Source organism: Pseudomonas sp. HMSC057H01 (genome assembly GCF_001836405.1).
GTDB classification, from domain to species: domain Bacteria; phylum Pseudomonadota; class Gammaproteobacteria; order Pseudomonadales; family Pseudomonadaceae; genus Pseudomonas; species Pseudomonas aeruginosa.
Genome location: NZ_KV828379.1, coordinates 90,612 through 111,194 on the forward strand (window position 1 = coordinate 90,612; position 20,583 = coordinate 111,194).

Consider the following 20,583-nt stretch of genomic DNA (forward strand, 5'->3'; position numbering starts at 1 on the left):
GGCGGATACCGCCTGTGGCGGTATTCGCCCTACGGGACTATATCACTCGCGATTTCTTAGCTACACGGCAGTGATGGGGGACGCCGTTGCTTAGCGCTTGAGCGGGCGTCATGTTTGGTGGTCAGCTGTTTTCTGTGCCTGCCTTGGCCTCTTGTTTCGCCTTCCCAGGCGAGTTCCTTTTGCAAGCGTCCAAAAGGAACCAAAAGACTCGCCCCGGCATCCGGCCCCAGCCGCTTCTCGGCTGGGGTGCCCTCGCTGCATCGTTGCTTCCGGCGGCACGCCGCCACGGTCCTTCGTGGACCGAGGCGGCTCTCGCGGCATCCTGCCACTCGTCCCCCTCCGCAACGATTCCGCTCGGCCTCCTGACGGGGCGGGTTTGCCGCCCCACCACTTGGAGGGCAAGCCTCACTTCGTGCATGCCAGGAACCCGATCCGTAGGGCGGATAACCGCAAGCGGTTATTCACTCTACGGATCAGGGCTTCGGTATGTGGAAGTCTGGCATGCACGAGGTCATCCCCCCTCCTGAAGCGCCCTCAGCCCAATCGAATCCTTCCGCTCGCCACCAGCACCGCATGCCCGGCGATACTCACCCGCTCGCCCTCCAACCGGCACCACAGCTCGCCGCCGCGCGCCGAGCACTGCTGGGCGGTCAGCGACAGTTTGTTCAAGCGCTGGGCCCAGTAGGGAATCAGGCTGCAATGCGCGGAGCCGGTGACCGGGTCTTCGTCGACGCCCATCGCCGGAGCGAAGAAGCGCGAGACGAAATCCTTCTGCATGCCCCGCGCGGTGACGATCACTCCACGCCAGGGCAGCCGCGCCAGGGCCGCGAAGTCGGGACGACAGGCGCGCACCGCCTCTTCGGACTCGAGCAGTACCAGCAGCTTGTCGGTGGAGCCCAGCACGTCCACCGGCGGCAGGCCCAGGGCCTGCTCCAGCTCGACGGTGCTACCGACCTCGCTCGGATACTGCGCGGGGAAATCCAGGACCAGCCGCTCGTCCTCGCGGTTGACCCGCAGCGCACCGGAGCGCGAGATGAATTCCAGGCGCTCGCCCGGCTCGTCATAGACCTCGAACAGTACGTGGGCCGCAGCCAGTGTGGCGTGGCCGCAGAGCGCCACCTCGACGCTCGGGGTGAACCAGCGGATCCGCCAGGCCTCTCCTTCACGAACGACGAAGGCGGTCTCGGAGAGGTTGTGCTCGGTCGCGATCATCTGCATCAGCTCGTCCGCCAGCCAGGCGCCGAGGCGATAGACCACGGCGGGATTGCCGCTGAACGGGCGGGAAGAAAACGCGTCGACCTGGTGGAACTCGAGCTGCATGGCAGACCTCCTGGGAACGATCGCCACAGCATGCCGCCGCAGGCTCCGGGATGGGCGATACAGTGCGATCTTTTCCGATCGTAACAGTGGGACTTCGCCCTGCCTTCGACCCATTGCCCGAGCGGGCGTTTGCGGCGACCTGCCGGCGTTGTGAAGCCGCCGGCAAAAACGCCGCCTTTTTCCGCGAAACGCCGCTCAGGCCTCGCTGCGCACCCGTCGCACCGCGTTCTGCCAGCCGGCGTAGAGTTCGCCGCGGCGCTCCTCGGCCATGTGTGCGGCGAAGCGGCGCTGCAGGTGCCAGTGGCTGGCGATGTCGTCCAGGTCGCGATAGAAGCCTGCCTTCAGCCCGGCCATGTAGGCCACGCCGAGGGCGGTGGTCTCGGTGACTTCCGGGCGCTCCACGGTGACACCAAGGATGTCGGTGAGAAATTGCATCACCCAGTTGTTCACCACCATCCCGCCGTCCACCCGCAGCGCGCTGGGCGGCGTGCCGTCCTGGCGCATCGCTTCGAGCAGGTCGCGGGTCTGGTAGCAGACCGATTGCAGACCGGCGGTGACGATCTCCTTGATTCCGGTGTCGCGGGTCAGGCCGAAGATCGCGCCGCGCGCCTTCGGGTCCCAGTAGGGCGCGCCGAGGCCGGTAAAGGCCGGCACCAGGTAGACGCCGTTGGAGTCGCCGGCCTGGATCGCCAGGGCTTCGCTCTCGTGGGCGTGGTCGATCAGCTTGATGCCGTCGCGCAGCCATTGCACCGCGGCGCCGGCGACGAAGATGCTGCCCTCCACCGCGTAGCTGACCTTGCCGTCCAGACGGTAGCCAACCGTGGTGAGCAGGCGGTTCTTCGAGGTCACCGGCTGCTCGCCAGTGTTCTGGATCATGAAGCAGCCGGTGCCGTAGGTGCTCTTCACCATGCCCGGCTGGAAGCAGGCCTGGCCGATCAGCGCGGCCTGCTGGTCGCCGGCCATGCCCAGCACCGGGATCGCCGCGCCAAGCAGCGACGGCTCGCTGACGCCGAACTCCGCCGCGCAGTCGAGTACCTCCGGCAGCAGGCTGCGCGGGATCTCGAACAGCGCCAGCAATTCCTCGTCCCAGTCCTGGCTGTGGATGTTGAACAGCAGGGTGCGCGAAGCGTTGGTCGCGTCGGTGCGATGGGAGCGGCCGCCGGTCAGGCGCCAGAGCAGGAAGCAGTCGACGGTGCCGAAGCGCAGCTCGCCGCGTTCGGCGCGCTGGCGGGCGCCGGGCACGTTGTCGAGGATCCAGCGCAGCTTGGTGGCGGAGAAATACGGATCGATCAGCAGCCCGGTGCGCGCGCTGACGTTCGCCTCGTGGCCGGCGGCCTTGAGTTCGGCACAGTAGTCGGCGGTACGACGATCCTGCCAGACGATGGCCGGGTGGATCAGGTCGCCGCTGGCGGCGTCCCAGACCAGCGTGGTCTCGCGCTGGTTGGTGATGCCGATGGCGGCGATGTCGCCCGCGCGCAAGCCCTTGCGAGCGAGCGCGTCGCGACAGACCTGGAGGGTGGTCAGCCAGATTTCCTCGCCGTCGTGCTCCACCCAGCCGTCCTTCGGGAAGTACTGCTTGAATTCCTGCTGGCAGCTCGTCACCGGCAAGCCCTGGGCACTGAACACGATGGCGCGGGAGCTGGTGGTGCCCTGGTCGATGGCGAGGAGATAGTGGGACATGGAAAACCTGACAGATTGAAAAGTAAGACGAATGCCGACCGCTAGGCCGGCGGGATTAGCGGCTCATTCGCGGCCGATGGCGGCGAACGAACCCTGGGTCAGCTGGGCCAGCACCTCGGCCGCCAGCTCCACTTCCAGCCCGCGCCGTCCTGCGCTGACATGGATGCTCGGGTACTGCCGCGCGCTTTCATCGATGAAGGTACGCAGGCGCTTCTTCTGCCCCAGCGGGCTGATCCCGCCCACCAGGTAGCCGGTGGCCCGCTGCGCCGCCTGCGGATCGGCCATGTCGGCCTTCTTCGCCCCCGCCGCATGGGCCAGGGCCTTCAGGTCGAGACTGCCGATCACCGGCACCACCGCCACCAGCAGCTCGCCCTTCTCCGTGGCGGCGAGCAGCGTCTTGAACACCCGCTGCGGGTCCAGGCCGAGCTTTTCCGCGGCCTCCAGGCCATAGGAAGGTGCCTTGGGGTCGTGGCTGTAGCTGAGCACCTTGTGCTCGGCGCGGGCCTTTTTCAGCAGGTCGATGGCAGGGGTCATGGTCACTCCCGGAGAAGAACGTTGGCTGAAAACCGGCGCCTACCTTAAGCCATCGCCGCCCCTGCTGCACGGGCGCCGATGCCGCGGCCCGCGTGCCTCGGTAGCGATATTCGATTGGCCGCGAAAACGAAACCGGAGGGTCGTTTTTCGGACAAACGTTCATCTTCGCGCTTTGACAGCATTCCTTTGTGAATATATTTTTTCGAAACTGAACAATTTTCACGGCTGCCCGCCATAATTACAAGAACAGACAAGAGAGGCCCCATGACCACCGCCGCCCCGACCCCGTCCCTGTTCGGCCAATGCCTGGCCGAATTCCTCGGCACCGCCCTCCTCATCTTCTTCGGCACTGGTTGCGTCGCGGCCCTGAAGGTCGCCGGCGCCAGCTTCGGCCTGTGGGAAATCAGCATCATCTGGGGGGTCGGCGTGAGCATGGCGATCTACCTCAGCGCCGGCGTCTCCGGCGCCCACCTGAACCCGGCGGTGAGCATCGCGCTATGGCTGTTCGCCGGCTTCGAGGGGCGCAAGCTGCCGTTCTACATCACCGCCCAGGTGGCCGGTGCGTTCTGCGCCGCAGCGCTGGTCTACACTCTCTACAGCAGCCTGTTCATCGAGTTCGAACAGGCGCAGAACATCGTCCGCGGCAGCCAGGACAGCCTGGCCCTGGCCTCGGTGTTCTCCACCTATCCGCACCCGGCGCTGTCGGTCGGCCAGGCGTTCCTCGTCGAAGTGGTGATCACCGCCATCCTCATGGCGGTGATCATGGCTCTTACCGACGACGGCAACGGCCTGCCGCGCGGTCCGTTGGCGCCGCTGCTGATCGGCCTGCTGATCGCCGTGATCGGCAGCGCCATGGGCCCGCTGACCGGTTTCGCGATGAACCCGGCGCGCGACTTCGGCCCCAAGCTGATGACCTACCTGGCCGGCTGGGGGCCCATCGCCTTCACCGGCGGCCGCGAGATTCCCTACTTCCTGGTGCCGATCTTCGCCCCGATCCTCGGTGCCTGCCTCGGCGCCGGCGGCTATCGTGTACTGATCGCGCGCCATCTGCCGAGCGCCGCGGCGCCCGCCGAAGCCGAGCCGGAGAAGGTTCGCGCTTCCTGACCGCCCGCTCTTTCCTGCCATAGCCACAAGGCCACAGCCATGACCGACAAGCACAACAAGAAATACGTCGTCGCCCTGGACCAGGGCACCACCAGCTCCCGCGCCATCGTCTTCGACCGCGATGCCAACGTGGTCAGCCAGGCCCAGCGCGAGTTCGCCCAGTTCTATCCGCAGGCCGGCTGGGTCGAACACGATCCGATGGAAATCTGGGCCACGCAGAGTTCGACCCTGGTCGAGGCCCTCGCCCAAGCCAGCATCGAGCACGACCAGGTGGCCGCCATCGGCATCACCAACCAGCGCGAGACCACGGTGGTCTGGGACCGTCACAGCGGTCGGCCGATCCACAACGCCATCGTCTGGCAGTGCCGGCGCAGCGCGGCGATCTGCGCGCAGCTCAAGCGCGACGGGCTGGAAGACTACATCCGCGAAACCACCGGTCTGGTCACCGACCCGTACTTTTCCGGGACCAAGCTGAAGTGGATCCTCGACAACGTCGAAGGCGCCCGCGAACGCGCGCGCAACGGCGACCTGTTGTTCGGCACCATCGACACCTGGCTGATCTGGAAGCTCACCGAAGGCAAGGTCCACGTCACCGACTACACCAATGCCTCGCGGACCATGCTGTTCAACATCCACAGCCTCGACTGGGACGCACGGATGCTCGAGGTGCTCGACATTCCCCGCTCGATGCTGCCCGAGGTGCGCAACTCTTCGGAGGTCTACGGCAACGCCCGGATCGGCGGGGTCGGCGGCGGCGAGCTGCCGATCGCCGGGATCGCCGGCGACCAGCAGGCCGCCCTGTTCGGCCAGATGTGCGTGGAACCGGGCCAGGCGAAGAACACCTACGGCACCGGCTGCTTCCTGCTGATGCACACCGGCGACAAGGCGGTGAAGTCCACCCATGGCCTGCTCACCACCATCGCCTGCGGCCCGCGCGGCGAGGTCGGCTACGCCCTGGAGGGCGCGGTGTTCAACGGCGGCTCCACGGTGCAGTGGTTGCGCGACGAACTGAAGGTGATCAACGACTCCTTCGATTCCGAATACTTCGCCACCAAGGTCAAGGACAGCAACGGCGTCTACCTGGTACCGGCCTTCACCGGACTCGGCGCGCCCTATTGGGACCCCTATGCGCGCGGCGCAGTGTTCGGCCTGACCCGTGGAGTCAAGGCCGACCACCTGATCCGCGCCACCCTGGAATCCATCGCCTACCAGACCCGCGACGTGCTCGACGCCATGCAGCGCGATGCCGGCGAACGCCTGCGCGCTCTGCGCGTCGACGGCGGGGCGGTGGCCAACAACTTCCTCATGCAGTTCCAGGCCGACATCCTCGGCACCCGCGTGGAGCGCCCGGTGATGCGCGAGACCACCGCCCTCGGCGCCGCCTACCTGGCCGGCCTGGCCTGCGGCTTCTGGAGCAGCCTCGACGAGCTGAAGAGCAAGGCGGTGATCGAGCGGGTGTTCGAGCCGGAGTGCGACGAGCCCCGGCGCGAAAAGCTCTATGCCGGCTGGAAAAAAGCGGTGGAGCGCACTCGCGGCTGGGACGACGGCGAACTGTGACGAGCTGGCGCCATTCGTCCGCCGCGATGCGGCGAATGGCGTGTTCCCCGGCGCCGCTCTGGCATGCCCTGGGTAACGTTTGCGCGCGGCGGCCGGGTGCCGCCGCGGCGCGCTCTACGACTCATGCACGGCTGACAACGGCCCCCCGCGTGCGGCATTCTTGGCGACTTTCCAGGGTCCCGGCCCGGCAGCACGAGAACAACCCATGAACCTGCCCCCCCGACAGCAAAGCATCATCGAGGAGGTCCGCGAGCGCGGTTACCTGAGCATCGAGGAGATGGCGCAGATGTTCGCGGTCACCCCGCAGACCATCCGCCGCGACATCAACCAGCTCGCCGAACAGGGACTGCTGCGCCGCTACCACGGCGGTGCGGCCTACGATTCGAGCATCGAGAACACCGCCTACACCATGCGCGCCGACCAGATGCGCGACGAGAAGCAGCGCATCGCCGAAGCCGTGGCCAGCCTGGTGCCGGACAACGCCTCGCTGTTCATCAACATCGGCACCACCACCGAGGCCATCGCCCGCGCCCTGCTCAACCACCGTAACCTGAAGATCATCACCAACAACCTGCACGTGGCCGCCACCCTCAGCGCCAAGGAAGACTTCGAAGTGCTGGTCGCCGGCGGCACCGTACGCAGCGACGGCGGCATCGTCGGCCAGGCCGCGGTGGACTTCATCCAGCAGTTCCGCGTCGACTTCGCCCTGGTCGGCATCAGCGGCATCGACGAGGATGGCAGCCTGCTCGACTTCGACTACCAGGAAGTGCGCGTATCCCAGGCGATCATCGACAACGCGCGGCAAGTGTTCCTGGCCGCCGACTCGAGCAAGTTCGGGCGCAACGCGGTGGTCCGCCTGGGACCGATCTCGCTGGTCAACCGGGTCATCAGCGACAGCCCGCCGCCCGCCGCCATCGCCCGCCTGATGGCACAGCACAAGGTTCACCTGGACCTGGTCTGAGGCATTTCCCCTGCCACGGCGCCGTTCGGCGCCGTGAATGTTCGTTTCAGAAAAACCACCTGCCGCCCCCCGTCCATGCGCCGCGATCCTCGGCGGTCGCTTTCCCGCATGCGGAAGAGGGGCTGTTCCCGCGCGGACGGGCAAACCGGTAGCGCCCGGGCAACCCTTCGAAATTGAAAAAGCCTGGCGAATCGGGCTGGTCAATAACTGCGCAATCGACTAAGCTATTTTCGAATTCGAACAAAATTACGTTCACTTTCGACTTCAGGGCCTTTCACATGAGTCAAGCGCACACCCCCTCCGCTCCACTCGCCGAAGTCTACGATGTCGCCGTGGTCGGCGGTGGCATCAACGGTGTAGGGATCGCCGCCGACGCAGCCGGGCGCGGCCTGTCCGTGTTCCTTTGCGAACAGCACGACCTGGCCCAGCACACCTCCTCGGCCAGCAGCAAGCTGATCCACGGCGGCCTGCGCTACCTCGAACACTACGAATTCCGCCTGGTCCGCGAAGCCCTGGCCGAGCGCGAGGTCCTGCTGGCCAAGGCGCCGCACATCGTCAAGCCGCTGCGCTTCGTCCTGCCGCACCGTCCGCACCTGCGCCCGGCCTGGATGATCCGCGCCGGCCTGTTCCTCTACGATCACCTCGGCAAGCGCGAGAAGCTGCCCGCCTCGCGCGGCCTGCGCTTCACCGGCAGCAGCCCGCTGAAGGCCGAGATCCGCCGTGGCTTCGAGTACTCCGACTGCGCGGTGGACGATGCGCGCCTGGTGGTGCTCAACGCAATCTCCGCCCGCGAGCACGGCGCCCACGTCCATACCCGCACCCGCTGCGTCAGCGCCCGTCGCAGCAAGGGACTCTGGCACCTGCACCTGGAGCGCAGCGACGGTAGCCTGTATTCGATCCGCGCCCGCGCCCTGGTGAACGCCGCCGGCCCCTGGGTGGCGCGCTTCATCCAGGACGACCTGAAACAGAAGTCGCCCTACGGTATCCGCCTGATCCAGGGCAGCCACATCATCGTGCCGAAGCTGTACGAAGGCGAGCACGCCTACATCCTGCAGAACGAAGACCGCCGCATCGTCTTCGCCATCCCCTATCTGGACCGCTTCACCATGATCGGCACCACCGATCGCGAGTACCAGGGCGACCCGGCCAAGGTGGCGATCAGCGAAGAGGAAACCGCCTACCTGCTGCAAGTGGTGAACGCCCATTTCAAGCAGCAGCTTGCGGCCGCCGACATCCTGCACAGCTTCGCCGGCGTGCGTCCGCTGTGCGACGACGAGTCCGACGAGCCTTCGGCGATCACCCGCGACTACACCCTGTCGCTCTCCGCCGGCAACGGCGAGCCGCCGCTGCTCTCGGTGTTCGGCGGCAAGCTGACCACCTACCGCAAGCTGGCCGAATCGGCGCTGGCGCAGCTCCAGCCGTTCTTCGCCAATCTCGGCCCGGCCTGGACCGCCAAGGCACCGCTGCCGGGCGGCGAGCAGATGCAGAGCGTCGAGGCGCTCACCGAGCAACTGGCCAACCGCTACGCCTGGCTCGACCGCGAACTGGCGCTGCGCTGGGCGCGCACCTACGGCACCCGGGTGTGGCGCCTGCTGGACGGGGTCAATGGCGAAGCCGATCTCGGCGAGCACCTGGGCGGCGGCCTGTATGCCCGCGAAGTGGACTACCTGTGCAAGCACGAGTGGGCCCAGGACGCCGAGGACATCCTCTGGCGCCGCAGCAAGCTCGGCCTGTTCCTCTCGCCGAGCCAGCAGGTGCGCCTCGGCCAGTACCTGCAGAGCGAGCATCCGCATCGCCCGCGGGTGCATGCGGCCTGATCGCCAGCCAGAAACGTCGAGGCCCGCTTTTGCGGGCCTCGTTCGTTATGGAAGGGTACGGGACGATCCGGGCATAATGCGCGACGCCACCAAGCCGGTGGCGCCGCCGCAGTCGAGAATCCCGTGGACCTGATGTTCAAGGCGCTGATCGGCGCCGCCGTGGTCGTGCTCCTCGCCGTCCTGTCGAAGACCCGCAACTACTACATCGCCGGCCTGGTGCCGCTGTTTCCCACCTTCGCCCTGATTGCCCACTACATCGTCGGCAAGGGCCGTTCGCTGGACGACCTGAAGACCACCATCGTCTTCGGCATGTGGTCGATCATCCCCTACTTCGTCTATCTCGCCGCGCTCTACCTGCTGGTCGAGCGCTTCCGCCTGGAGACCTCGCTGGCCCTGGCGGCGCTGGCCTGGCTGGTGGCGGCAAGCGTGCTGGTGGGCCTCTGGGTACGCCTGCACGCCTGAGACCGCGAGCGCGGCTTCAGAGCTGGACGACGCTGGCCTGCCGATGGGCCTTCAGGTAAGGCACCACCGCCGCCAGCAACGGCTCCTTGAAGGCTTCCTGGAAGCGATGGGCGAGACCGGGGATCAGCTTCAGCTCCGAGCCACGGATATGCGCCGCCACGTGCACGCCGTGCATCACCGGCAGCAGCGGATCGGCGGTGCCATGGATCACCAGGGTCGGCACCTGCAGACGGTTCAGCAGCGGCACCCGGCTGGGTTCGGCGAGGATTGCCAGCAATTGCCGCTGCACGCCTTCCGGGTTGAACGCGCGGTCGTAGGAACGTGCGGCCTGCAACAGGAGCTGCTGGCGATCGTCGCGCACTTCCGGGCTGCCCAGCGCCGCCAGCAGGTCGGCCTGCTGCTCGACCGCCTGCTCGCGGCTGGCCGCCTCGCGCCGCGCCAGCAGGCGCAGCAGCGACTCGCTGGGCGCCGGCAGGCCTTCGGCGCCGGAGCTGGTCATCACCAGGGTCAGGCTGAGCAGGCGCTGCGGCGCCATGTCGGCGATGTGCTGGGCGATCATCCCGCCCATGCTGGCGCCGAGCACATGGGCCTGGGGGATATCCAGCGCGTCGAGCAGATGCAGGGCATCGCCGGCCATGTCGGTGAGGGTATAGGGCGCGCTGACCGGCAGGCCGAGGCGATAACGCACCACTTCGTAGGTCAGCCGCGAGCTGGGCACCGGCACGTTCCAGGCCGACAGGCCGACGTCACGGTTGTCGTAGCGGATCACCCGGAAGCCTTGCTCGCACAGGGCGCTGACCACCTCGTCCGGCCAGTGGATCAGTTGCCCGCCCAGGCCCATCACCAGCAGCAGGGCCGGATCGCTGTCGCGGCCGATGCTCTGGTAGGCCAGGCGCACGTCGCCCAGTTCGACCGTCTCGGTAGGTACGCGTGCGTCGCAACGCGCCGCCGCAAAGGAGGAGAGGCTGCACAACAAGGCGGCCAGGAAGATGAAAGCACGCATGAAGAAAACCCAGAACGCAAAACCCCAGTGGAGCGCGATTCTGATTAAATTTCGTCCAGCGCGCTGCCACAGTAGCGTGACAGTTTGATGAATGCCGCCAGGCGGTCGTGGCGTTGTGGCTCTGCGGCGTTGCGCCGCTGCTCCGGGCCGCCGTCCCGTGTGCCGGGCTATTCTCCCCGTCGCTCCACGATCGCGCGCTCTGCGGGATCGAGGCCATCGCTTGTCGACAGCCCCTGGCGTATGAGACAAACTCAACGAATCTGCACCGCTATCAAGTTTTGCTCATACAGAGGCCGCCATGCTCGAACTTCGCCACCTCAAGACCCTGCACGCGCTGCGCGAAGCCGACAGCCTGGTGGAAGCCGCCGAGCGCCTGCACCTTACCCAGTCGGCGCTGTCGCACCAGTTCAAGGAACTGGAAGAGCGCCTGGGCATGCAGTTGTTCGTGCGCAAGACCAAGCCGGTACGCTTCACCAGCGCCGGGCTGCGCCTGCTGCAACTGGCCGACTCGCTGCTGCCCCAACTGCGCACCGCCGAGCGCGACCTGGCACGGCTCGCCGGCGGTACCGCCGGGCGCCTGCACATGGCCATCGAATGCCACAGTTGCTTCCAGTGGCTGATGCCGACCATCGACCAGTTCCGCGACGCCTGGCCGGAAGTCGAACTGGACCTGGCCTCGGGCTTCTCCTTCGCGCCGCTGCCGGCCCTGGCCCGCGGCGACCTCGACCTGGTGGTAACCGCCGACCCGATCGAGTTGCCCGGCATCACCTACGTGCCACTGTTCACCTACGAAGCGCTGCTGGCGGTGGCCAACCAGCATGCCCTGGCTGGCCGGCCGTACGTCGTCCCGGAGGATCTGGAGCGGGAAACCCTGATCACCTATCCGGTGGAACGCGACCGTCTCGACGTCTTCACCCGCTTCCTCGACCCCGCCGACGTGGAGCCGGCGCAGGTGCGCATAGCCGAGCTGACCGTGATGATGATGCAACTGGTGGCCTCCGGTCGCGGCGTCTGCTGCCTGCCGAACTGGGCCCTGCACGAGTACAGCTCGCGCGGCTACGTGACGGCCCGGCGCCTCGGTGAAAAGGGCCTGTACTGCACGCTCTTCGCCGCCATCCGCACGGACATGTTCGATGCGCCATTCATGCGCGACTTCCTGCTCACCGCCAAGGACACCTCCTTCGCCACCCTCGAAGGGGTCAGCGCCGCCAAGGGCTGAGCGGCTCAGAACAGCGGCAGCTCATAGGTCAGGTACAGGCGGTTCTCGTCGATGTCGCGGCTGAAGGCCGAACGGTAGGTAGCGTTGCGCCAGACCAGCCCCAGTCCCTTCAGCGGACCGCCCTGCAACACGTAGCGCAGGTCGCTGTCGCGTTCCCACTCGCGACTGCCGTCGGCGCCCTTCGGTTTCGCGCCATGGCCGCTGAAATAGCGCGTCATCAGGCTCAGGCCGGGCACCCCGAGCGGCGCGAAGTCGCAGTCGTAGCGCAGTTGCCAGGAGGATTCGCCAGCCTCGGCGAAGTCGTTGTACTGGCCGAAATTGACCAGGTACGGATCGGTCCCCTCCAGGTAGGGGAAACCGTGGTCGCCGCTCATCCGCTGGTAGCCCAGGCCGAAGGCCTGGCCGTTGCGCAGGCGGTAGGTGAGCGACCCGCTGAAGGAACGGTTGTCGATGCGCCCGCCGCGAGCGCCGCCGGTATCCCGGCTGAGCGCCAGGCGCAAGTCGCTCTCCAGGCTATCCGCAGCGACGCCGATGCGCCCCTTGAGACCGAGGAAATGCTGGGCGTAGACCTGCTCCAGTTCGCCATAGTGGTAGCTGCCGGTCCAGTCCGGGGCGATACGGTAGTCCAGGCCAGCCAGGTCGAAACGGTCCGCCTGCGCCGCGCCGGCGAAACGCCGGTTGCGGTTGAACAGCGCCAGGTCGCTGGTGCCCGCCTCGTTGCGCTGGCTGACCTCGGTCAGCCGTCCCAGGTTCAGGCTCAGTCCGCTCAGTTCGCCGGAAGTCAGCAGCGCGCCCTGGAACACCTGGGGGAATAGCCGCCCGTAGTTGGGCTGGATGGTCGGTAGCTTCGGCACCAGGCCGCCGACCTTCAGCTCGCTGCGCGACAGGCGCAGCTTGGCGGTCGCGTCCAGCCGCGCGTAGTCGCCCGCCGCGCTGCCATCGTCGCGAAGCGGAAGCAGGCCGGTGCCGCTACGCCCCGCGCCGGAATCGAGCCGGACGCCGAGCTTGCCCAGCAGGTCGAGACCCACGCCGAGGGTGCCCTCGGTATAGCCCGATCGGTAGTCGAAGAGAAAGCCCTGGGCCCACTCCTCGCTTTTCGCACGCCCCACGCCATCGCGGAAGTCGCGGTTCATGTAGAAGTTGCGCAAGGCCAGGCTGGCCCGCGAGTCTTCGAGGAAGCCCTCGGCCAGGGCGGGAACGCTATCGCCGGCAAGGATCGGCAGCAGGAAAAACGCGCATTTCTTGTTGTTGTTCATACGCACTCCGAACGGGCGCCTGGGCGCCTCTTTTTCTAGGGGGAACGGTGTCTCATCGGCAGCGCTCGATCACCATCGCCACGCCCTGGCCGAGCCCGACGCACAGGCTGACCACCGCGTAGCGCCGCTCGATGCGTTGCAGCCCGCGGGCGGCGGTGAGCACCAGGCGCGCACCGGAGGCGCCGAGCGGATGGCCGAGGGCGATGGCGCCGCCATGGGGATTGACCCGCGGGTCCTCGTAGTCCAGGCCGAGCAGCTTCAGGCAGGCCAGGACCTGCGGCGCGAAGGCTTCGTTGATCTCGATCAGGCCGACCTCGTCCAGGTCGATGCCGGCGCGTTGCAGCGCGCGGAGGATCGCCTGCTGCGGGCCGATGCCCATCAACCGGGGCTCCACGCCGACGCTGGCGCTAGCGAGGATCCGCGCCAGCGGCCGGATGCCCTCGCGCTCGCCGATCGCGCGGTCGCCCAGCAGCACTACCGCCGCCCCGTCGTTGATCCCCGACGCGTTGCCGGCGGTCACTACCCCGCCGGCGAACAACGCCGGCAAGCGCGCCAGGGCCGCCAGGTCGGCCTGCGGCCGCGGATGCTCGTCGCGCTCCACCAGCCGCGTCTCGCCCTTGCGTCCGGCGCGCACCTCCACCGGAAGGATTTCGCCGAGGAAAAAGCCCTCCTCCAGCGCAGCCTGGTAGCGCGCCTGGGAAGAAGCGGCGAAACGGTCGGCATCCTCGCGGGCGATGCCGAAGGCGCGGGCCACGTTGTCGCCGGTCTCCGGCATGCTGTCGTTGCCATAGCGCTCGACCAGCCTGGGGTTGGCGAAGCGCGCGCCGATGGTGCTGTCGAAGACCTCCAGCGTGCGGCTGAAGGCGCTCTCCGCCTTGCCCATGACGAACGGCGCCCGGGACATGCTTTCGGCGCCGCCGGCCAGGTACAGCCGGCCCTCGCCGCAACTGATCGCGCGCGCCGCGTCGATCACCGCCGACAGTCCGCTGGCACACAAGCGGTTGACCGTCTGCCCAGGCAGCCGCGCCGGCAGGCCGGCTGCGAGCAGCGCGTTGCGCGCCAGGTTGCGGCTGTCTTCGCCGGCCTGGTTGGTGCAACCGAGGATCACATCCTCCAGGTCGTCGACGGCGAACCCGGAGGTTTCCGCGAGACGCGCCAGCAGCAGGCCGGCCAGGTCGTCCGGACGCACCGTCGAGAGTGCACCGGCATGCCGGCCGAAAGGCGTACGCAGGCCGGCGTAGATATAGGCATCGAGCATGGTGTGTTTCTCCGCGAAGGGATCAGGAGGCCAACGGGCTGTCCGGCTGGCGCAGGGAAAGGCCCAGTTGGGCGCGCCGGCGCAGCCAGGGACTGGGGCGATAGCGCGGGTCGCCGCTGAGCGCATGCAGGCGTTCGAGGATGCGCAGCACGCGCCCGGCGCCCAGTCGGTCGCCCCACTCCAGCGGCCCCAGCGGATAGCCGAGACCGAGGCGCACCGCCAGGTCGATGTGCTCCACCGAAGCGATACCCTGCTGGGCGATGTCGCAGGCGAGATTGACGATCGAGGCGAGGGTGCGCTGGACGATGAACCCGGCGCTGTCGCGAATCAGCGTGACGCCCACGCCGTCCCGTGCGAACAGGGTGCGAGCGGCCTGCTGCAGCTCCGCTCGGGTCGCCGGGCAGGCCATCAGGCAGCGGTGTCGCTCCAGGTCCGACAGCACGTCGATGGCCAGGCTGCGCGTCGGATCGACGGCGAACCGCCGCGCTGCGGCGCTGACGTCGGCGCCCAGCGGCGCAAGCAGGCACAACGCCGCCCCGGAAGGACGCTCGCCACTCTCCACCTCGGCGCCCAGACGTTGTAGCAACGTCAGCAATGGCGCGCGGTCATGTTCGTCGTCGACGCCCAGCCACACCGGCGGCAACGCCGCGCCTGGCGCAACCGCCGGGGCGGCGGCGGGCACCTGCCCAGCGCCGTCGTAGCGGTAGAAGCCCTGGCCGCTCTTGCGCCCCAGGCGGCCGGCGGCGAGCATCTGGCGCAGCAAGGGATGCGGACGATAACGCGGCTCCTCGTAGTACTGCCGGTAGATCGACTCCATCACCGGCAGGCTGACGTCCAACCCGACCAGGTCGAACAGCTCGAACGGGCCCATGCGGAAGCCGGCGCCCTCGCGCAGGACTTCGTCGATCGCCGCCACCGGCGCCACGCCCTCGCCGAGGATACGCAGCGCCTCGGTGCCGAAGGCCCGTCCGGCATGGTTGACGATGAAGCCGGGGCTGTCCGTGGCACGCACCGCCTGGTGGCCGAAGGTCGCCACCAGGGCGCACAGTCGCTCGGCGATGCCGGTGCGGGTGGCGAGACCGTCGATCACCTCCACCAGACGCATCAGCGGCACCGGATTGAAGAAGTGCAGACCGGCGACCCGGCCGGGATCGCGACAGGCCGAGGCGATCGCGGTAACCGACAGCGAGGAGGTATTGCTGGCGAGGATCGCTTCGTCGCCGACCACCTCTTCCAATTGGCGGAACAACGCCTGCTTGGCCTCCAGGTTCTCGACGATCGCCTCGATCACCAACTGGCAGCCGCGTAGGACCCGCAAGTCCTCGACCACCCGCAGATTGCCCATCGCGCGCTCGACAGCCTCCGCCTCCAGCCGGCCCCGCTCCACCTGCCGGGCAAGGACCGTGGCGATCTGCTCGCGCGCTTGCAGCGCCGCCCCCTGGCGGCTGTCGTAGAGCAGCACCGACAGCCCGGCACAGGCAGCGAGCTGGGCGATGCCCTGGCCCATGGCACCGGTACCGACGATACCGATGAGAACGATCGATGGCTCGCTCATTTTCCCAGGTACTCCGCTGTGCGTTTTTCCAGGAAGGCACGCATGCCCTCCTTCTGGTCGTGGCTGTCGAACAGCAACTGGAAGGCCTTGCGCTCCAGCGCCAGGGCCTGGTCCAGCGGCAGGTCGGCGCCGGCCAGGACCACTTCCTTGATCTGCGCCAGCGCCAGCGGCGGCAGGCCGGCGATCTGGCGAGCCAGTTCGAGGGCGCGATCCAATGCCTGGCCATCCGCCGCCACCTCGCTGACCAACCCTATGGCCAGGGCCTCCGGCGCCCGTACCGTGCAACCGGTAAACAGCATGCGCAGCGCCTGGAACTTGCCCACCGCTCGCACCAGGCGCTGGGTGCCGCCGGCGCCGGGCATCACGCCGACACGGATTTCCGGCTGGGCGAAGCGCGCCGAGGCACCGGCGACGATCAGGTCGCAGTGCATCGCCAACTCGCAGCCTCCGCCCAGGGCATGGCCCTCCACGGCGGCGATCAGCGGCTTGCGGCAGGCGGCGAGCGCCTGCCAGTGGCGCTCCACCCCGCGCTGCTGGATCTCCAGCGCGGACGCCTCCGCCAGTTCGTTGAGATCGGCGCCGGCGGCGAACGCCGTGCCATTTCCGGTGAGGACGATGACCCGGGTATCGGCGCACTCGTCGAGGCGCCGTACGTACTCCGCCAGAGCCTCGCGCAGGCGCATGTTCAGGGCGTTGAGTACTGCCGGGCGGTTCAGTCGCAACAGGGCCACGCCCTGCTCCGGCCGGTCCAGCAGCACGAGTTCGGGGCTCACCGCCCCAGGGGAGGAATCCATGGCCATCTCCAATTGCCCGGGGATTGAGTTGCACGGCGCAGGCCGTGCCATGCGGGGTTTCAGGCGCGGACGATGCCGCGCCGGACCAGCGCGTCGATCGCCTCGGCGCTCAATCCCAGTTCCGCCAGGACTTCCCGGGTGTCTCCGCCCAGTACCGGCGGCGTGGCGCGGTAGCTGGCCGGGGTGCGCGAAAGCTTCACCGGCGAGGCGATGCCGCGATAGCCCTCGAGTTCGACGACCATCCCGCGATGGCGGGTGTGCGGGTGTTCCACCACCCGATCCACCGTGGCGATCACTCCGCAGGGCACGCCGAGACGGATCAGCAGCTCGGCCAGCTCGCGACCGTCGTGGGCCGCCAGGTAGTCCTCCAGGGCGCGCTTCAGCGCCTCGCGGTTGACCGAGCGCTTGCCGTTGTCGGCGAAGCGCGGGTCCCCCGGCAGTTCATCGGCTCCCAGGTACTCGCACAGGCGGGCGAACTGGCGGTCGTTGCCGACGGCGAGGAAGATCGGCTCGGTACCGGTGCGGTAGCTGTCGTAGGGCGCGATGTTCGGATGGGCGTTGCCGCTACGCCGGGGCGTACGTCCGGAAGCGAAGTAGTTCGGCAGGTGCGGGTGCAGCAGGGAGATACCGCAGTCGTACAGGGCGATGTCCACCGACTGCCCGCGCCCGCTGACCTGGCGCTCGTGGAGGGCGAGGAGGATGCCGGCCATGGCGTTCAGCCCGGTGACCATGTCGACGATCGGCAGGCCGATGCGCAACGCGTCGCCGCCGGCCTCGCCGTTCACGCTCATCAGTCCGGCCATAGCCTGGATCGCCGCGTCGTAGCCGGGCAGGCCGCCGAGCGGGCCGTCGGCGCCGAAGCCCGATACCGCGCAGTGGACCAGCCGTGGGAAGCGCTGGCGAAGCACCTCCTCGTAGCCGATCCCCCAACGCGCCAGGGTGCCGGGCTTGAAGTTCTCCAGCAGTACGTCGGCGTCCTCCAGCAAGCGCAGCAGCAGCTCGATGCCCTCCGCCGTCGCCAGGTCGACGGCGATGCCCTTCTTGTTGCGGTTCACGCCCTTGAAGTAGGACGCCGTGTCGCCCTCGAAGGGCGGCCCCCAGCCACGGGTCTCGTCGCCGCCGAGGGGTTCCAGCTTGATCACCTCGGCGCCGTGGTCGGCCAGCGCCTGGGAGCAGTAGGGTCCGCCGAGGACCCGGCTGAGATCGATGATTTTCAGGCCACGCAGGGCGCCCGTCTGATTGGTCATGGCGACTCTCTGGTTGTTGTGAGCGGGAATGCGGGCAGTCAGGCCGGCAGCAATTGCATGGCTTCGGCCTGGCTCAGCGGCACCTCGCCGACCACCCTGGCCAGCAGTTCGGCCTGGTCGGTCCAGCCCTCCAGGTGCAGCGGGTCGCGCGGCAGCAGCTTGTGCCGGGCGACCAGGAAGGCCAGGGCCAGGCGGCGCTGGTCGGGTGCCTGGCGGCTGGCTTCCCAGGCCATGAAGATCGCCGTGCACAGGTGGTAGAGGGCGCTGCCGGCCTGGCGCACCTGCTCGTCCTGGCGGCGCTCGGCGACGTCGGCCATGGTCGCGACCACTCGCACCAGCAGTTCGTCGAAGAGGTCGCGGGCGTCCCCTGGCAGATCGCTGTCATCCAGCAGCCGGCGCAGGTGGCGCTGCAAGGGTTCGAGCGCCTGTTCGCGGCTCACCGCACGGGCGACGTCCAGCGCCACGATGTTGCTGGTGCCCTCCCAGATCGACCCCAGGTGGGCGTCGCGCACCAGGCGCGGGTCGCTCCACTCCTCGATGTAGCCGACCCCGCCGCGCACCTCCATGGCGTCGCCGGTGACCCGTCGCGCATCGCGGCAGGCGCGGAACTTGATCAGCGGGGTGAGGATCCGCACGCATTTCTGCGCCTCGACCTCGCCGCCATCGGCGCGCGGCAGCAGCGTGGCGATCTGCATGAACATCGAGCGCGCCTGTTCGGTGGGCAGCATCATCTTCAGCAACTGCTTCTGCATCAGCGGCATGTCGATCAGGTGCTTGCCGAAGGCGCGCCGATGGCGGGCGACGAACAGCGCCTCGCTCAGCGCCCGGCGCATCAGCCCGGCGGCGCGCACGCCGTTGGACAGGCGCGACATGTTGACCATGTCGGCCATCTGCTGGAAGCCGCGGCCGATCTCGCCGATCAGGTAGGCGCTGGCGCCTTCCAGGCGGACTTCGCCGCTGGCCATGGAGCGGCTGCCCAGCTTGTCCTTCAGGCGGACGATGCGATAGGCGTTGCGCGTACCGTCCTCGCGGACCTTCGGCAACAGGAACAGGGTCACGCCCTTCATTCCTTCCGGCGCGCCTTCGGGGCGGGCCAGGACCATCGCCAGGTCGGCGTCCGGGTTGGAGCAGAACCACTTGTCGCCGTAGAGCTTCCACTCGCCGCCCTCCTCCCGCGCCACGGTACGGGTCCGCGCCACGTCGGAGCCGGCGGCCTGCTCGGTCATGAACATGGCGCCCTGGAACAGCTCGTCGAAATCCCGCGAGGCGAGGGACGGCAGATAGCGCTCAACCAGTTCCGGCGCGCCGAACCTGCGCAGGGTGCGGGTAAGCGAGTCGGTCATGCTGACCGGGCAGCAAAGGCCGAACTCGGCCTGTACGAACAGGTGGGTGAGCGCATACTTGACCAGCGGCGGTGGGCCGTCCGGGCGATGGCTCATGGAAGCCAGGCCGAGTTCGGCATAGGCCACCCGTTCGAGGGCGACGTAGTCCGGATGCTTGCGAATGCTCTGCAAATCCTCGCCGCGGCGGGTGCGCGGCGCCAGCACCGGCGGGTTCTTGTCCGCCGCCAGCGCCAGCACGTCCAGCTCGCCGCCGGCACGGGCGCCGAGCCGTTCGAGGAGCGGCCGCCATTCGGCGAGCAACGCCGGCGGCAGGTATACCTCCAGCAGCCGCTCCAGGGCCGGATCGCAGGTGTAGAGATTCAGCCCACGGCTGTCGGGGATGTTCAGCGTATCTTCGCGAGGTACTTCGGGCATGGCGGTCATGGCGCGGCTCCTGCTTGTCTTGCGCCGAGACTAGGCGAGTGGTTCGATAAGCATCCAATACAAAAAAAATCATCGACGATAAGAAAAACAGATCGTAGAACCAGGTGCCTGCCATGGATCTCAGACAGCTTCGCTACTTCATCGCGGTCGCCGAGGAACTGCATTTCGGACGCGCCGCGGCTCGCCTGTTCATCTCCCAGCCGGCGCTGAGCTTCGACATCAAGAAGCTGGAGGAACAGCTCGGAACCCAATTGCTGCTGCGCAACAACAAGTCGGTGAAGCTCACCGGCGCCGGCCAGGTCCTGCTGGTGGAAGCGCGCAACCTGCTGCTGCAGGCAGAGAAGGTGAAACGCCTGACCCAGCTATCCGCCGAGGGCGACGTCGGCCAGCTGCGCGTCGGCTTCGTCAACTCCATGCTCTACCGCGGCCTGCCCAGGGCCATGTCCCGCTTCGAACGGGAGCACCCGAACATGGAGGTGGTGCTCGGCGAAATGAACAGCGCGGAGCAGGCCCAGGCGTTGCAGCGCGGGCAGATCGACCTGGGCTTCGTGCACTGGGGCAGGCTGCCGGCGGAAATCGTCTCCGAACCCTTGATCAGCGACCCGTTCCTCTGTTGCCTGCCCGCCGGGCACCGCCTGGCAGGCCAGGCGCGTCTGGACCTCGCCGAACTGCGCGACGAAGACTTCATCCTCTTCCCGCGCCATGTCTCCCCGCACTACCACGACCTGATCATCGCCCGCTGCGTGGACGCCGGCTTCAGCCCGCGCATCCGCCACGAGGCGCGCCTGTGGCAGACCGTCGCCGCCATGGTCGGTCTCGGCATGGGCGTCGCGCTGATCCCGGAGACCCTCTGCCTGGCCTGGCGGAACGAGGTGCGCTACCTGGAGATCGAGCCGGCCGGCGCGCGTTCGGAGATCCACGCGATCCTTCCGGCCAGCGAACCTTCCCGGGCGGCGCAGGCGTTCCTGGCGACGCTGAAGAGCGGCCTGGATGACGCCTGAGCGAGGGCTGACGGAAAACGTCGATATGGAATCCCTTATCGAGCCATAA

General features: G+C 68.0%; 17 protein-coding genes. 7 read left to right on the plus strand and 10 right to left on the minus strand.

Annotation, left to right across the window (positions count from 1 at the left end; genetic code table 11):
* Positions 1 to 534 precede the first annotated feature (534 nt).
* The 3 genes from HMPREF2581_RS00875 to ybaK form a co-directional block, all read right to left on the minus strand.
* A complete protein-coding gene (locus tag HMPREF2581_RS00875; protein WP_003138056.1) occupies positions 535 to 1,320 on the minus strand; it encodes a PhzF family phenazine biosynthesis protein in 786 nt (261 codons plus the stop codon).
* Positions 1,321 to 1,515: 195 nt separating this feature from the next.
* The gene (glpK, locus tag HMPREF2581_RS00880) at positions 1,516 to 3,000 is read right to left on the minus strand and encodes a glycerol kinase GlpK (RefSeq protein ID WP_003138054.1); all 1,485 of its coding nucleotides are present in this window, start codon (positions 2,998 to 3,000) and stop codon (positions 1,516 to 1,518) included.
* A gap of 63 nt (positions 3,001 to 3,063) precedes the next feature.
* Complete coding sequence (ybaK, locus tag HMPREF2581_RS00885; RefSeq protein ID WP_003092163.1) at positions 3,064 to 3,534, minus strand: Cys-tRNA(Pro) deacylase; 471 nt, start codon at positions 3,532 to 3,534, stop codon at positions 3,064 to 3,066.
* A gap of 264 nt (positions 3,535 to 3,798) precedes the next feature.
* Between ybaK and glpF the strand changes: the two genes are divergently transcribed.
* The 5 genes from glpF to HMPREF2581_RS00910 all read left to right on the plus strand — a co-directional run bounded on the left by glpF (position 3,799) and on the right by HMPREF2581_RS00910 (position 9,435).
* Complete coding sequence (gene glpF, locus HMPREF2581_RS00890; protein WP_003092166.1) at positions 3,799 to 4,638, plus strand: glycerol uptake facilitator protein GlpF; 840 nt, start codon at positions 3,799 to 3,801, stop codon at positions 4,636 to 4,638.
* 39 nt (positions 4,639 to 4,677) lie between these two features.
* On the plus strand, positions 4,678 to 6,195 hold the full coding sequence (gene glpK, locus HMPREF2581_RS00895; RefSeq protein WP_003092168.1) for a glycerol kinase GlpK: 1,518 nt from the start codon (positions 4,678 to 4,680) through the stop codon (positions 6,193 to 6,195).
* A 205-nt stretch (positions 6,196 to 6,400) separates the two neighbouring features.
* Positions 6,401 to 7,156 carry a DeoR/GlpR family transcriptional regulator gene (locus HMPREF2581_RS00900; RefSeq protein WP_003092173.1) on the plus strand — a complete coding sequence of 252 codons (756 nt, stop codon included), beginning with the start codon at positions 6,401 to 6,403 and terminating at the stop codon, positions 7,154 to 7,156.
* Between the two features lie 278 nt (positions 7,157 to 7,434).
* Positions 7,435 to 8,973 carry a glycerol-3-phosphate dehydrogenase gene (gene glpD / locus HMPREF2581_RS00905; protein WP_003109717.1) on the plus strand — a complete coding sequence of 513 codons (1,539 nt, stop codon included), beginning with the start codon at positions 7,435 to 7,437 and terminating at the stop codon, positions 8,971 to 8,973.
* 132 nt (positions 8,974 to 9,105) lie between these two features.
* The gene (locus HMPREF2581_RS00910) at positions 9,106 to 9,435 is read left to right on the plus strand and encodes a GlpM family protein (protein WP_003119370.1); all 330 of its coding nucleotides are present in this window, start codon (positions 9,106 to 9,108) and stop codon (positions 9,433 to 9,435) included.
* A 16-nt stretch (positions 9,436 to 9,451) separates the two neighbouring features.
* Here HMPREF2581_RS00910 and HMPREF2581_RS00915 read toward each other — a convergent pair whose 3' ends face one another.
* Complete coding sequence (locus tag HMPREF2581_RS00915) at positions 9,452 to 10,438, minus strand: alpha/beta fold hydrolase (RefSeq protein ID WP_003098462.1); 987 nt, start codon at positions 10,436 to 10,438, stop codon at positions 9,452 to 9,454.
* A gap of 298 nt (positions 10,439 to 10,736) precedes the next feature.
* On the opposite strand from HMPREF2581_RS00915, the gene metR reads away from it, so the two are divergent.
* The gene (metR, locus tag HMPREF2581_RS00920; RefSeq protein ID WP_003109716.1) at positions 10,737 to 11,657 is read left to right on the plus strand and encodes a transcriptional regulator MetR; all 921 of its coding nucleotides are present in this window, start codon (positions 10,737 to 10,739) and stop codon (positions 11,655 to 11,657) included.
* 5 nt (positions 11,658 to 11,662) lie between these two features.
* Here the strand turns inward: metR and HMPREF2581_RS00925 are convergent, their stop codons facing one another.
* Genes HMPREF2581_RS00925 through HMPREF2581_RS00950 form a run of 6 tightly spaced genes read right to left on the minus strand, consistent with a single transcriptional unit; the run spans position 11,663 to position 19,533 of the window.
* On the minus strand, positions 11,663 to 12,913 hold the full coding sequence (locus HMPREF2581_RS00925; protein WP_003138051.1) for an OprD family porin: 1,251 nt from the start codon (positions 12,911 to 12,913) through the stop codon (positions 11,663 to 11,665).
* A 52-nt stretch (positions 12,914 to 12,965) separates the two neighbouring features.
* The gene (locus HMPREF2581_RS00930; protein WP_003098466.1) at positions 12,966 to 14,171 is read right to left on the minus strand and encodes a 3-oxoadipyl-CoA thiolase; all 1,206 of its coding nucleotides are present in this window, start codon (positions 14,169 to 14,171) and stop codon (positions 12,966 to 12,968) included.
* A gap of 22 nt (positions 14,172 to 14,193) precedes the next feature.
* Positions 14,194 to 15,726 carry a 3-hydroxyacyl-CoA dehydrogenase gene (locus HMPREF2581_RS00935; RefSeq protein ID WP_003138050.1) on the minus strand — a complete coding sequence of 511 codons (1,533 nt, stop codon included), beginning with the start codon at positions 15,724 to 15,726 and terminating at the stop codon, positions 14,194 to 14,196.
* Positions 15,723 to 16,520, minus strand: a complete 798-nt coding sequence (locus tag HMPREF2581_RS00940) for an enoyl-CoA hydratase (RefSeq protein ID WP_011666583.1) — start codon at positions 16,518 to 16,520, stop codon at positions 15,723 to 15,725. Before HMPREF2581_RS00940 ends, HMPREF2581_RS00935 begins: the two co-directional genes overlap by 4 nt.
* Before the next feature lie 59 nt (positions 16,521 to 16,579).
* Positions 16,580 to 17,767: a CaiB/BaiF CoA transferase family protein gene (locus HMPREF2581_RS00945; RefSeq protein ID WP_003138047.1), complete on the minus strand. Its 1,188-nt coding sequence runs from the start codon at positions 17,765 to 17,767 to the stop codon at positions 16,580 to 16,582.
* Between the two features lie 38 nt (positions 17,768 to 17,805).
* On the minus strand, positions 17,806 to 19,533 hold the full coding sequence (locus HMPREF2581_RS00950) for an acyl-CoA dehydrogenase family protein (RefSeq protein ID WP_003138046.1): 1,728 nt from the start codon (positions 19,531 to 19,533) through the stop codon (positions 17,806 to 17,808).
* Between the two features lie 113 nt (positions 19,534 to 19,646).
* Between HMPREF2581_RS00950 and HMPREF2581_RS00955 the strand changes: the two genes are divergently transcribed.
* Positions 19,647 to 20,534: a LysR family transcriptional regulator gene (locus tag HMPREF2581_RS00955; RefSeq protein ID WP_003092195.1), complete on the plus strand. Its 888-nt coding sequence runs from the start codon at positions 19,647 to 19,649 to the stop codon at positions 20,532 to 20,534.
* The last annotated feature ends 49 nt before the right edge of the window (positions 20,535 to 20,583 follow it).

Coding starts and splice junctions, on each gene's coding strand:
- HMPREF2581_RS00875 (WP_003138056.1), bottom strand. CDS start 1,320: ATGCAGCTCGAGTTCCACCAGGTCGACGCGTTTTCTTCCCGCCCGTTC.
- glpK (WP_003138054.1), bottom strand. CDS start 3,000: ATGTCCCACTATCTCCTCGCCATCGACCAGGGCACCACCAGCTCCCGC.
- ybaK (WP_003092163.1), bottom strand. CDS start 3,534: ATGACCCCTGCCATCGACCTGCTGAAAAAGGCCCGCGCCGAGCACAAG.
- glpF (WP_003092166.1), top strand. CDS start 3,799: ATGACCACCGCCGCCCCGACCCCGTCCCTGTTCGGCCAATGCCTGGCC.
- glpK (WP_003092168.1), top strand. CDS start 4,678: ATGACCGACAAGCACAACAAGAAATACGTCGTCGCCCTGGACCAGGGC.
- HMPREF2581_RS00900 (WP_003092173.1), top strand. CDS start 6,401: ATGAACCTGCCCCCCCGACAGCAAAGCATCATCGAGGAGGTCCGCGAG.
- glpD (WP_003109717.1), top strand. CDS start 7,435: ATGAGTCAAGCGCACACCCCCTCCGCTCCACTCGCCGAAGTCTACGAT.
- HMPREF2581_RS00910 (WP_003119370.1), top strand. CDS start 9,106: ATGTTCAAGGCGCTGATCGGCGCCGCCGTGGTCGTGCTCCTCGCCGTC.
- HMPREF2581_RS00915 (WP_003098462.1), bottom strand. CDS start 10,438: ATGCGTGCTTTCATCTTCCTGGCCGCCTTGTTGTGCAGCCTCTCCTCC.
- metR (WP_003109716.1), top strand. CDS start 10,737: ATGCTCGAACTTCGCCACCTCAAGACCCTGCACGCGCTGCGCGAAGCC.
- HMPREF2581_RS00925 (WP_003138051.1), bottom strand. CDS start 12,913: ATGAACAACAACAAGAAATGCGCGTTTTTCCTGCTGCCGATCCTTGCC.
- HMPREF2581_RS00930 (WP_003098466.1), bottom strand. CDS start 14,171: ATGCTCGATGCCTATATCTACGCCGGCCTGCGTACGCCTTTCGGCCGG.
- HMPREF2581_RS00935 (WP_003138050.1), bottom strand. CDS start 15,726: ATGAGCGAGCCATCGATCGTTCTCATCGGTATCGTCGGTACCGGTGCC.
- HMPREF2581_RS00940 (WP_011666583.1), bottom strand. CDS start 16,520: ATGGATTCCTCCCCTGGGGCGGTGAGCCCCGAACTCGTGCTGCTGGAC.
- HMPREF2581_RS00945 (WP_003138047.1), bottom strand. CDS start 17,767: ATGACCAATCAGACGGGCGCCCTGCGTGGCCTGAAAATCATCGATCTC.
- HMPREF2581_RS00950 (WP_003138046.1), bottom strand. CDS start 19,533: ATGACCGCCATGCCCGAAGTACCTCGCGAAGATACGCTGAACATCCCC.
- HMPREF2581_RS00955 (WP_003092195.1), top strand. CDS start 19,647: ATGGATCTCAGACAGCTTCGCTACTTCATCGCGGTCGCCGAGGAACTG.